This window comes from Halobacillus naozhouensis (assembly GCF_029714185.1).
GTDB classification, from domain to species: domain Bacteria; phylum Bacillota; class Bacilli; order Bacillales; family Halobacillaceae; genus Halobacillus_A; species Halobacillus_A naozhouensis.
In genome coordinates this window covers 834,355-847,016 of record NZ_CP121671.1, presented here as the reverse complement: position 1 = coordinate 847,016, position 12,662 = coordinate 834,355, and the positions used below count along the sequence as shown (strand labels likewise).

Annotated in this window: 10 protein-coding genes; 4 read left to right on the top strand and 6 right to left on the bottom strand. The window is 41.6% G+C overall.

Annotated features, from left to right (window positions below; genetic code table 11):
* Nucleotides 1-11: 11 nt before the first annotated feature.
* The 4 genes from P9989_RS04370 to P9989_RS04355 all read right to left on the bottom strand — a co-directional run bounded on the left by P9989_RS04370 (nucleotide 12) and on the right by P9989_RS04355 (nucleotide 3,884).
* Nucleotides 12-1,388 (bottom strand): YjiH family protein, encoded by a 1,377-nt coding sequence (locus P9989_RS04370; protein WP_283077596.1) that lies wholly within the window; start codon nucleotides 1,386-1,388, stop codon nucleotides 12-14.
* Nucleotides 1,389-1,540: 152 nt separating this feature from the next.
* Nucleotides 1,541-2,911, bottom strand: coding sequence for a sigma-54 interaction domain-containing protein (locus P9989_RS04365; RefSeq protein WP_346274888.1), 1,371 nt, complete (start codon nucleotides 2,909-2,911; stop codon nucleotides 1,541-1,543).
* A gap of 326 nt (nucleotides 2,912-3,237) precedes the next feature.
* The gene (locus tag P9989_RS04360) at nucleotides 3,238-3,675 is read right to left on the bottom strand and encodes a DUF5392 family protein (protein ID WP_283077595.1); all 438 of its coding nucleotides are present in this window, start codon (nucleotides 3,673-3,675) and stop codon (nucleotides 3,238-3,240) included.
* 56 nt (nucleotides 3,676-3,731) lie between these two features.
* Nucleotides 3,732-3,884 (bottom strand): hypothetical protein, encoded by a 153-nt coding sequence (locus P9989_RS04355; protein ID WP_283077594.1) that lies wholly within the window; start codon nucleotides 3,882-3,884, stop codon nucleotides 3,732-3,734.
* Between the two features lie 329 nt (nucleotides 3,885-4,213).
* Between P9989_RS04355 and P9989_RS04350 the strand changes: the two genes are divergently transcribed.
* Nucleotides 4,214-5,428 carry a PLL family lectin gene (locus P9989_RS04350; protein ID WP_283077593.1) on the top strand — a complete coding sequence of 405 codons (1,215 nt, stop codon included), beginning with the start codon at nucleotides 4,214-4,216 and terminating at the stop codon, nucleotides 5,426-5,428.
* Between the two features lie 58 nt (nucleotides 5,429-5,486).
* Here the strand turns inward: P9989_RS04350 and P9989_RS04345 are convergent, their stop codons facing one another.
* Nucleotides 5,487-6,395 carry an endonuclease/exonuclease/phosphatase family protein gene (locus P9989_RS04345; protein WP_283077592.1) on the bottom strand — a complete coding sequence of 303 codons (909 nt, stop codon included), beginning with the start codon at nucleotides 6,393-6,395 and terminating at the stop codon, nucleotides 5,487-5,489.
* A gap of 279 nt (nucleotides 6,396-6,674) precedes the next feature.
* Between P9989_RS04345 and P9989_RS04340 the strand changes: the two genes are divergently transcribed.
* The gene (locus tag P9989_RS04340) at nucleotides 6,675-7,883 is read left to right on the top strand and encodes a metallophosphoesterase (protein WP_283077591.1); all 1,209 of its coding nucleotides are present in this window, start codon (nucleotides 6,675-6,677) and stop codon (nucleotides 7,881-7,883) included.
* A gap of 312 nt (nucleotides 7,884-8,195) precedes the next feature.
* On the opposite strand, the gene P9989_RS04335 is transcribed toward P9989_RS04340, so the two are convergent.
* On the bottom strand, nucleotides 8,196-8,906 hold the full coding sequence (locus P9989_RS04335) for a GntR family transcriptional regulator (protein WP_283077590.1): 711 nt from the start codon (nucleotides 8,904-8,906) through the stop codon (nucleotides 8,196-8,198).
* A 175-nt stretch (nucleotides 8,907-9,081) separates the two neighbouring features.
* On the opposite strand from P9989_RS04335, the gene P9989_RS04330 reads away from it, so the two are divergent.
* Nucleotides 9,082-10,989 (top strand): beta-glucoside-specific PTS transporter subunit IIABC, encoded by a 1,908-nt coding sequence (locus P9989_RS04330; protein WP_283077589.1) that lies wholly within the window; start codon nucleotides 9,082-9,084, stop codon nucleotides 10,987-10,989.
* Nucleotides 10,990-11,004: 15 nt separating this feature from the next.
* Entirely contained in the window at nucleotides 11,005-12,444 is a 1,440-nt protein-coding gene (gene bglA, locus P9989_RS04325; protein ID WP_283077588.1) for a 6-phospho-beta-glucosidase BglA, read from the top strand.
* Nucleotides 12,445-12,662: the final 218 nt, after the last annotated feature.

Sequence of the window (12,662 nt, the reverse complement as noted above, 5' to 3'; positions counted from 1 at the left end):
ATCCATCCTTTTTAAAAAATAATATGAGCAATTGCAACGATGATAGGTAGTGTGATAACCGTCCTCTGTAAAAAAATGATGAACAGTTCGCCGACAGTAATCGGGATTTCCGATTTAATCAGCAGCATGCCAATTTCAGACATATAAATTAGCTGGGTCAAGGAAATACAGGCGATTACGAATTTCGTCAGTTCTGCTTCAATTCCCGCTCCAATGACAGCCGGCAGGAACATGTCGGCAAATCCAACAAGCATCGCCGGTGCCGCCTCAGCAGCTTGAGGAATTTGCAGCAATTCGAGAATCGGGACAAACGGGTAGGAAATATAATCAAAGATCGGTGTGAATTCCGCAATGATTAAAGCTAGCGTTCCGAGAGCCATAACGAGTGGAAGCAATCCTAAGTAGATATCCGCCACCGTCTTCACGCCACTTTTTACAACTTCCCCACCGCTCTTAATCTTCGAAGCCTGCTCGACAGCTTTTTGAAAACCCCATTTCACGTTCGAGGTTCCCTCAGGCATATCTTCAGAAATCTGCTTGCCTGTTCCCTCATAATACGTATCCTCTTTTCTGGAAAGAGGCGGGATTCGCGGGCAGATAATCGCCGCTACGATACTTGAAAAGGCAACCGTCAGATAGAACGGCACAAACATATCTTCCAGTCCGATAAAACTAATGACAACAAGACTGAATGCAATTGAATTGATGGAAAAGTTTGTCGCAATCACCGCGGCTTCCCTTTTCGTATAATAGCCACTTTCATACTGCTGTGTAGTAATCAAAACCCCAACTGTTCCTGCGCCCATCCACGAAGCAAGGGCATCAATCGATGAACGGCCCGGTACTCTGAATAACGGGCGCATAATTCTCCTGCACATTGTTCCAAAGAAATCCATCAATCCAAAATCCATAAGCAACGGCATCAGAAATCCGGCAAATAAGAACCACGTGGTTAACACTGGAATTAATGAGTACAACACCGTACCACCGGTTAAATCTGAATGAATCACACTCGGACCGAGTTGGAATAAAGTTAAAATCGCAAAAATTGCAGCAACAATCCGTGTGATCACCCAGCCCCAGCCAATATCGAACAATCCTTTCATAAAGGGCTTGTCCACAATAAAGGCAGGCTTAGCAAGTTTAGCGAACAAAGCGCCAACTGCTGATAGGACAAGTACGACGGTCATTGTTTCAACGAGATAATTATCAAAAGCTCCCTGAAACGTTTCAGCAAATACTCCGACTCCGATTGTAATTTTGCCACCAAACGGAATCGGGATAAGAAACAGGATAATCCCGAGCAATGATGGAATCATAAACTTCCAAACATCTGCCCTTCTTAATGCAGGTTCTTCTGGTATCAAGGTACTTCTTTTTGGTTCCATAACAATCCCTCCTCATTTTTCTGATCCAGCTATTCAGTTTTGAATAAGCCGGGAAAAGCCCTGCCACAGCAATGATCTAATTATGATCGCCTGCTTCAGCAGTCTGATAAAAAGTACCTGCTCTATAATAATGCAACTATCATGCCAAATTTTTAGTTTATTCCATGTTTTCGCAATTTTCTAAACACAGAAGGCTGACTAACCCCTAGGAATTCCGCCATTTTTACAGTTGATTTGCAGTGCTGCTTTGCTTCTAATAAAATTTGCCTCTCGACACGAGCTAAGGTGTCAGGCAGGGTTTCGTCTGGTTGTTTGTTAAAACGAGCTGGTGTGTTGTTCCTAAACTCCGACGGCAAATCCTCTAACGTAATCACTTCCCCGACAGACGTGACCACAAGCCGTTCGATGACATTAATCAATTCACGGACATTGCCCGTCCATCGATTCAGCAGCAGCTCCTGCCACACCACTCCATCGAGAACCTTCTTCTTCCGATATTTATCAGAAACGGTCTCCATCATATGATCAATCAGAGCCGGTATATCATCAGGACGTTCGCGGAGCGGGGGAATTTGGATCGGCACGACATTAATGCGGAAGTAGAGATCTTCACGAAACTCATGTTTAGCAATTGACTCTGAGAGGTCTTTATTGGTGGCCGTAATTAAGCGAAAATCAGCTGTCCTTAACTCGCGCCCGCCAATCCGGTAAAATTGCTTCTCCTGAATAAGCTTTAACAGTTTGACCTGATTCTGCTGGGAAAGTTCACCGATTTCATCGATAAACAGTGTTCCTCCCTCAGCCAGCTCAGCAAACCCTTTACTGCCGCCCTTTTTAGCCCCTGTAAAAGCTCCATCTACATATCCGAACAACTCTGCCTCAAACAACGTTTCAGAAATCGCCCCTGCATTGATTTCAATAAATGGGCCATCCTTACGCGAACTCCGCTTATGGATAAATTGAGCAAGCGATGACTTCCCCACTCCTGACTCACCAAGCAGCAGCACATTCACATCGACATCCGCTACCTGCTCGGTGGTTTGAATGATCTGCTGCATCTTGTGACTTTTCCACACTATGCCTTCCTGAGACAGCTGTTTTTGTTTCACACGGTCGAGTTCGTGCTGCACCTGCTTCATCTCATCTTCCATGTCGGCAATGTAAGACTTCAATTCCTTGAGCTCGGTAATATCATGCGAATAACTTACAATGCGCGTGATCTCACCAGCAGGGCCCTGTACAGGAAGTGCCGTCACCATCAACTTCTTTCCACTCGCAGCCGTTTGAATGAAGGTTACGCGCTTTTTCATCCGTAATACCATCGGCGTGGCGAGCGGTGTGAATACCCCGTCCTTTTCAAGATCGAACACGGAACGCCCGACTAAATGATCGGCCTCCATTCCGTATATGTCGCCTGCAGTCTCACTTGCGATCATGATCGTTCCGTCCGGCTTCGTGACGATAATGTCATCTTTCAGCGAATGCAGTATCGCCTGATATTCATTCCAGGTATCTGTTCCCACGATTCAACCTCCCCGTCCGGCTATGAATATTTTATTCATATATGAATAAAATCACTTTAATTAAGGTGAAAAACGTTTATACAAGCAACTTCATGACGCCTATTCACTTTTGAATTTTATAAAGTTAAAACATGTATTATATTCTACCGTAAAATTCGATAAATTCAAACAGTTTTTATAAAAATGCATAACTATTTTTATTTATACACTAAAACGACTATCTCCCTTGTCAATGAAACAAAAAAAGCCTCCCCAGACAGGAAGCCGTAATTCTCTTCTCTCCTATATAAAAAGGACCCAGATTATCCTCTGAGTCCTTTTTCATCCTAATAGGCCTGTATTCTGCTTTCTCGATTTTCCTCTTCCAGAAACTTGATGAAATAGTTCATTGTGTGGAAAGGCTGGCCTTTAATGAGAGACACGTATTCCTTTTTACTGTCCTCAGACATCACTTCACTCTTATGAATACGCTCGATGATATAGTCCCTGCTTCGTTTGGCCATTTCTTTTTTTTGAAACTTGGCTTCTTTCGATAGTGCTAGACCAATAGCACCAAGCAGTGCGTAAAATCCGAGAGTAAACAGTGAGACTTCTCCCTGAGCACCAACTAATAAATAAACGAGATTAATGAGGGAAATCGCAATGAACGGCAATGAAACCAATGTATAGTTAGATACTTTCTTCATGAAAGGCGACACGGTTTTCTGCAGCTGTTCCATTTCCCTATTGATGAAACCTGGCATATCTGTCTTGATAAGCTTCATATGATCATTCCTTTTAAATGAAGTAATTTATACGAACTGTTTATCGTTATACACTATTACAACTTTGGATCTGTCATGACAGTAAATTGCTTCTTTGGAAAAACATCTAAAGGCTTGGGCTTCTTGATTAGCTCAACATTTACCCCTTGCTTTTGCAACATCGCAGCGATCCGCTTCATCTTTTCTAGAGTTAATGTATTTACTTTCATTCTAGCACCTCTCCATTATGGTCATTTTGTCAATAAAAAAAGCGAGACCTTTGCCGCTGATGGGCAAAGGTCTCGCTGAACAATCGCTTGTCAATAAAGCCGATGGTTATAAAACCATGTCGTGAGGACTTTATTTTGGAATGAGTTTCCCCCATTCCAACGCTACTCCCCTTATATACATAAGTAAGTTATAGGAAATGTTATGGTTTTATTTTATCACAATTGCTGTTTGTTCGCAATATGAGCTCGTTGTCAGGAAGCAAATAAGAATTCCCACTTCCGCCCAGCTCTGCATATACTGATTTTGTATGAATAAAGGAGGTAGATCCATGTTTAGACATCCATATGAGCAGCCCCCATACATGCCAGCTTATTACTACGCCCCGCCCCAAGCCTATATGCGCCAGCAGCCGAGTTTACAGGAAGTGATGCAGCTGCTTCGTACACAGCACAGCAACTTGTATACCCAGCTCGAGCAAGCAGGCATGAACCGTGGCATAATTGATTATGTATTTTCTCTTGCTGTCAGCTTTACGCTTAACCAGGCCGACACCAGCCAATCCGCCAGCCAAATCTACACCCAATTCCAAGCGCGGATCCCATGGCTGAACTTGTTCTTCAGACAATTTGGTATTGCCCCAAATGTCGCTCAGCGAATTTTGACCCGCGTCATTCAAATCACTCTGGATGCAATCGGAGGCGGCGGAGGGCAGCCACAACCAGGGCCGGGCCAAGGCTGGTCCAACTGGGAAAGTCTAGGAGGAACGCTGACGTCAGGACCCGCTGCAGCTTCGTGGCAGCCAAATCGACTTGACGTGTTCGCCAGAGGAACCGGAGATCGTCTGTATCACAAATGGTGGAACGGCCGCCAGTGGAGTGACTGGGAGAACCTTGGCGGCACCTTAACGTCAGCACCCGCAGCCGTGTCCTGGGGGCCTAATCGAATTGATGTATTCGTAAGAGGAACCGATGACAGCCTTTACCACAAATGGTGGAATGGCAGCCAGTGGAGTGACTGGGAAAGTCTCGGCGGTACGCTAACGAGTGCCCCTGCTGTTTCTTCCCGTCGTTCAAACCAGCTCGATGTCTTTGTCAGAGGCACCAACAACCGCCTGTATAAGAAAACATGGAATGGCTCGCGCTGGGAAGATTGGGAAGACCTCGGCGGCTCCCTATCCTCAGCACCCGCGGCCGTGTCCTGGGGACCGAACCGAATTGACGTCTTCGCCAGAGGGCAAAATCAAAACTTAATCCACAAATGGTGGAACGGTTCCAACTGGAGTAACTGGGAGAGTCTTGGCGGAACCTTAACATCAGGCCCTGCCGTTTCCTCCACACGACCAAATCAACTGCAAGTGTTCGTCCGTGGCACGAATCGAAACCTTTATCTTAGAACATGGAACGGCTCGATGTGGTCCAACTGGCAAAACCTTGGCGGATCATTGAATTCGGAGCCAGCCGCGGTGTCCTGGGGACCGAACCGGGTTGATGTGTTTGCGCGAGGAGATAATCGTGAGCTGATCCACATTTATCGTGGGCAGTAATTTTATAGAATAACGAAGGGCAGCTTTTTAAACGTGGAAAAAGCTGCCCAAAATATGTCTAGTATTGTAGAGTCAGATCTGAAATAACTGGGTAGTGATCACTAGGATACTGGCCATTTTTTCGGTAGTTTACAATTTCGGTAGACTGTGTTGTTACATTCTCAGTTGATAAAATCCAGTCAATCCGTTTGTCCGGTCCTCCGCCAGTAGGATCATTGAATCCGTTAAATGTACCGAGGTGTTCGTTAATTCTTATATCTGCTGCAGTCCAAGTATCTACAAATGGCCCCTCTTTTGTAAGGATTTCGTGAGGCTTACTATCAGGACTGGCATTAAAATCTCCCGTTAAGATAACAGGCAGCTCAGAGCCAAACTCTTTTACTTTTTCATTGATTAAAGCTGCACTCTTCTCTCTCGCTTCCTCAGATATGTGGTCAAAGTGTGTGTTGACAAAATAAAATGACTGATCTGTTTTGGTATCATGAAATTTGACCCACGTGACCATCCGTGGAATCGTATTTCCCCAAGAAGTCGAGCCAACAATATGTGGAGTATCTGATAGCCAATAATGGTCATATTCCAGTGGCGTAAAGCGGTTCTCATTATAGTACACCGCCATGAATTCTCCTTTGCTTCCTCCCTCTCTGCCTAACCCAATCCATTTATAGTTCGATAAATCGGTACCAACCTGTCTAACCTGTTGATAGACAGCCTCTTGCGTTCCAATGATATCAGGTTGTTCCTTTCTGATTACCTGACGCACAGTCGGACGCCTTTCTTCCCACGTATGGGGAGAGGGATCACTATCATTTAAATATCTTAAATTGAACGTCATCACCCTTAACTCTGTTTCAGCAGCTTGACTACTTTTTTCAGAAGCAAAAGCCTCTAAGGGACTGGACAGTAAGCTGCCCACCATCAAAAATAAAACGGGCAGCAACATAAAAACATTCCATACTTTCCTCAATTTGTAACCTCCTCTAAAATGTTAATACAAATAAAAAGTACCAAAATTATGTGAAGTCCCTAATAAATAGATGTAAATTCTTTTAAAGCTATCCTCAAATTCCTAGATTGTAACCTACTAAATGCGAAGAATGCTTTAGAAGAACATTGATAAATAAAAACTATGTTTCTGGATAGAATCCTTTTTTATAGCAATAGTTTACAGACCGTACATACCTATTTAATTTTCTTTAGCTATTCTATTAGGTGAAATGCTAACACAATTACAGGAGGTCATACGATGAATCAAAAAGATTTCAACAGAAGGGATTTTATTAAATTAGGGGGAATGAGCACACTGGCATTAACACTGGCTTCTACAGGTGGGGCCACGGGATTGTTCAGTGGAAACACAGCTTATGCTGCAAAAAACGATCATGCAAAGCTTCAATTTAACCAGGATGGAAAGTTCAAAATTGTACAGTTTAACGATACCCAGGATGATGAACACATAGATCGCCGTACAATCGAGCTCATGGAAAAAGTGCTGGATTCAGAAAAACCGGATCTCGTTGTCCTTAACGGGGACAATATTTCGATTGGTTGTGAGACACCTACTGAAATGAAGCAAGCTATGAACAATGTTGCCCAACCAATGGAACAGCGCAGCATCAAATGGGCTGTGACATTTGGTAACCATGATGAGGATTCTACTCCAAAAAGCGGTCTTGACGAAGAAGATATGCTGGACGTTTACATATCCTACAAACATAATGTAAATACGCGTGGGCCAAAAGACACTACCGGAACCGGGAATATGAATCTTCTTATTAAAAACTCCAAAGGCAATAAGGCAGCCTTCAACCTTTGGCTGCTGGATAGTGGCAGATATGCTCCAAAAACGATTGCCGGCCAGGACTTTTCAGGTTACCCGACATGGGACTGGCTCCGCTTTAACCAGGTAAGCTGGTATTATGAAACATCAAAGAAAATCGAACAGCAATGGGGACGTAAGGTGCCTTCCCTTGTCTTCATCCATATCCCTCTCTGGGAACATAGGTATATGTGGTTCGCAAGTGTTGACGGAAGAACCGCAGATGACCATGCCAAAGCTGTGAAAAAGCACAGCATCACTGGTGAAAGAAATGAGGATGAGTGCCCTGGTCCGTTTAATAGCGGCCTGTTTTCAGCGATGCTTGAGAGAGGGGATGTCAAAGGAGTCTTTTGCGGCCATGACCACATCAATACATACGCAGGCAATTATTACGGCATTATGCTCGGCTATGCCGGCAGCACAGGTTTTGGCGCATACGGCTTATCAGGGTCTGAAAAGAATAGGCTGCGCGGTGCCAGAGTATTTCATTTAGATGAAAACACAGAAGATGGTCTGGTGGATACTCACATGGTTTTTGCTAAAGACTATGGAATAGACTTAACTGCTAACGATCAGAGTATTGACCCAGCACCGCTTGAACAAAGAAAGAATAAAGGTAAAGTAAATAATCAGTGATTTTGTTGGTCTTTCATAATAACCGATTATTTAAGTATGTCTAGTCAGGGAATAACCAGGGAACAAGGTGATAAGATATCTGTTCTCTGGTTATTTCTGCAAGGTATCTATGTTTGGAATCCTTACGCAAATTGATAAAAAACCCGGCGCGTTGATCTATGAACATTTATAGGGTCTGTTTGATATAGAATAAATAAACGTCGGGCAGCACTTCGATTATAACCCTTATCAAAGCCGCTGCCCGACACGCTTCCACTGGCAACAAAAAAGCTTGGTTTCCCTGAAAAAGAAACCAAGCTTATATTTTTATGTTTATAAAAAATGACTAGTCCCTTGAATGAGAAAGTGCGATTGTTCATAGTTATAGGAAATTTTTGAGAAGTCAAATGGCTGCCCATTGGTTAAATGAAAAATGCTTTCCACGTAAATTTTTGGGTCCCCTTTTTGCAAACCTAAATACTTCGCTTCTTCCTCTTCAAGCTTATCGGCACGAAGGTATAAATCCGAAAAGCCGATCTTCAGACCTAATCCTTCGCTAATATAATTAAATATGGAGTCAGAGATAATTTCTTTATTTAAATAGGTGACGATTGATTTATTGTAAAAGGATTCTTCTAGGCATAGGGTTTGCCCGTTTATATAACGAACCCGTTTTACATAATATATATCGTCATCTAGTCCAATATTTAAATTATGAGCCACTTCTTCTGTTGGTTTTCTAACTTCTAATTCAATCGCTTCTGATGTTAAATGATAACCTTCAAGTTCCTTTGCAAACCCTTGATTTGAGAATAGACTAATATATCCTTTTCTTTTATGCCTTCTAACAAAAATGCCACTACCTCTTACTTGATAGACAACGCCCTTTTTTTCTAATAGATCTAAAGACTTGGTAATTGTACTCTTACTCGCCTCAAACTGAGTCATTAGCGTTTCTAATACCGGCAGCTTATCGCTTTGTTGAAGTTCATGCTCTTTAATATACGTTTCAATTTCATTTGCAATTTGTTGATACTTTAACATAGACATTCCTCTTTAATTGATTTATCCCGATACATTATGAAAATTATATCATAAACCTTTCAGGAGCTCACTCTGTAAAATTATACTATCACATAAATATTATTTGGTCATTGATTAATTATACCGATACAATTATAATGTAAGCGTATAAAAAATAAACAAGGGAGGGTTAAATATGTCAGAAAAAGTTAGAGATTATCCCAAACTAGCGAAAGAGATTCTAGACACTGTTGGTGGAGAAGAGAATGTTCTGAAAGTCCAAAGATGTGCAACTAGACTTAGAATCGTGCTTAAGCGTTCTAAACCAAAAGCCAAAGAAGAAGTATCATCCATGCCTGGAGTTATTACAGTCGTAGAAAATAATGGTCAATTTCAGGTGGTTATTGGTCAGCATGTAGGAGAAGTCTATGAAGAATTTTCGAGTTTAGTAAACATGGATACATCAGAGGGAGAAAGCGAAAACAAAGGAACGATCCTAAACCGTGTTATTGCAACGATGTCAGCCGTCTTTGCACCGTTTATTTACATTTTAGCTGCAGCTGGTATTTTACAAGGTTTATTAATATTGATTAATTTATTCTCTGATCGTTTTGTAGAAACGGGAACCTACCAAGTTTTAAGTTTTATCTCATGGGCGCCATTTGTCTTTTTACCCATTTTTATCGCACTTACAGCATCAAAACACTTTAAAGCAAACACGTATATAGCAGTAGCCTGTTGTGCCGCATTAGTTAGCCCGACATGGGCAGAAATGGCGGCAAAAATTGCAGAAGGTGGCAGCATTACGTTCTTAGGTATTGGATTATCCGAAACCGTATACACCTCTTCGGTTTTGCCACCACTATTTTTAGTGTGGATCTTGTCTTACCTTGAAAAGTTTTTAAACAAGAATATGAATGAAGTGATCCGACCGTTATTTGTCCCATTTTTATGTATGATCATCATGGTACCTTTAACGATTCTATTAATTGGGCCTGCTTCAACTATAGGAGCAAATGGAATTGCAGATGGTTATAACTTCTTAGCAGAAAACGCACCCGCTGTAGCTGGAGCTATTATTGGCGGGTTATGGCAAATTCTCGTTATTTTTGGCGTACATTGGGGAGTTACCCCTATGGTGTTAGCGAATTTCGATCTATACGGCCGAGATTCTTTCCAGGCCTACCAAACAATTGCCGTTATTTCACAAATTGGTGCCGTGTTGGGTGTTTTTCTTAAGGCAAAAAGTCAGGAAATACGAAAAGTCAGTGCTTCAGCCGGGATAACTGGAATATTTGGCATAACTGAGCCATCAATTTACGGGGTGACGTTACGATTTAAGAAACCGTTTATATTTGGCTGTATTTCAGGGGCGGTTGGTGCCATCGCCGCAAGTTTCTTTAATCCTTATTACTTTGCTTATGCAGGATTGCCAGGCCCTCTAACCATTGTAAATGGGATAGATGCCGACTACCCCATGTCCATATGGGGGATCTTATTAGGTGTTGCCATTGCAATTATCCTCCCTGTCATTTTAATTCAAATCTTCGGATATGGTGAAGATACAGCGAAAAAAGCAGGTAGTGAAAACTTAGTAGAAGAGCAGGGCCAAAAGGCAACTGAATTCCAGCAAAACCAGTTTGAACTTAATGAAGAAACCATTACTGCCCCACTTAGCGGGAAGGTAATGCCGCTTTCAGAGGTTCCGGATGAAGTATTTAGTTCAGGAGCTATGGGTAAGGGGGTAGCCATAGAGCCATCAGACAATAAATTATATGCCCCATTTGATGGAACGGTCGTTATGGTTGCACATACCAAACATGCAATCGGTTTACGTTCAGAAGATGGTGTTGAGTTACTTGTGCATATTGGACTAGATACAGTTAAATTAGATGGAGAACCTTTTACTTTACATGTAGAAGATGGCGAAAAATTCAATCAAGGTGATGTATTAGCCGAATTTGATAAAGAATTGATCCAAAATGAAGGATTAAAAACCATTACCCCTATTATCATAACGAATTCAGGTGATTATGAAGAAATTATCATCGAAAAGCGTGATGATAGTGCATTAAACGAGAAATTGATGACAGTAGTAAAATAAAGGGAGGAATAAAAAATGAGTAAGATGCCAAAAGATTTTCTATGGGGCGGTGCTTTAGCTGCCCATCAATTCGAAGGTGGATGGAATCAAGGCGGAAAAGGACCAAGCGTAGTAGATGTCATGACAGCGGGTGCCCATGGCGTTCCTAGAAAGATAACAGAAACGATTGAAGAAAATGAGTTCTATCCGAACCATGAAGCGATTGATTTCTATAGTAACTATAAAGAGGATATCGCCTTATTCTCTGAAATGGGATTAAAATGTTTAAGAACCTCAATCGGATGGACTAGAATTTTTCCAAAAGGTGATGAATCGGAGCCTAACGAAGAGGGATTACAATTCTATGATGATGTATTTGATGAATTACTGAAGCATGGAATCGAACCTGTCATTACCCTATCGCACTTTGAAATGCCATTACATTTGGCAAGAGAATATGGCGGATTCAGAAATAGAAAGGTAGTAGACTTTTTCGCTAGATTCGCAGAGGTTTGTTTTAACCGCTATAAAAATAAAGTGAAATACTGGATGACGTTTAATGAAATCAATAACAAAATGGATGTGAACAACCCGATATTTTTATGGACAAACTCTGGTGTTGTGGTAAAAGAAGGCGAAAGCGCTAAAGAAGTCATGTATCAAGCGGGACACCATGAATTACTTGCAAGTGCTTTAGCCGTAGCAAAAGGAAAAGAAATTAACCCAGCGTTCCAAATTGGAGCAATGGTTTCACACGTACCTATTTACCCTTATTCATCAAAACCAGAAGATGTCATGTTAGCTGAAGAAGTCATGAGACAACGATACTTCTTCCCTGATGTACAAGTTCGCGGATATTACCCAACCTATGCTTTAAAAGAATTTGAAAGAGAAGGATATCAGATCAAGTTCGAAGACGGGGATGCAGAAATCTTAAAAAATGGTACGGTGGATTATTTAGGCTTCAGTTACTACATGTCTACAACCGTTAAAAGTGATATAGAAAATGATAATACCGGAGATATCGTTAATGGTGGATTACCAAATGGTGTAGAAAATCCATACATTAAATCTAGTGATTGGGGTTGGGCGATTGATCCTACTGGATTGAGGTATACCTTAAATCGTTTCTATGATCGATACCAAATCCCATTATTTATCGTAGAAAACGGATTTGGGGCTGTCGACACTTTAGAAGAGGATGGTTCCATCCATGACTCCCAAAGAATCGAATATTTAAAGTCTCATATTGAAGCATTAGAAAAAGCCGTAACGTACGATGGTGTCGATTTAATGGGTTATACGCCGTGGGGAATCATAGATATCGTGTCCTTTACAACGGGTGAAATGAAAAAACGTTATGGAATGATCCATGTAGACCGTGATAATGAAGGAAATGGATCAATGAAGCGATCTAAGAAAGATTCATTTGAGTGGTATAAAAAAGTCATTCAAACGAATGGTGAGGAATTGTAATCTTAATAGATAGGTGTTCTCGCTCCATTTTATTTATCAAATGCGGACAATAGAATTACAGTTCTGAAGATGTAAAGAGCCCAATTTCTCATCAGGAAATTGGGCTCTTATTCTTTCATCAGTTACCAGGCTAACCTTTGGAAATTTTGGAATGGAGCTAAGCTAAACCAACGCTATCCCCTTCTATAAATAGATGAGTTTTAATTCAATTTATAACG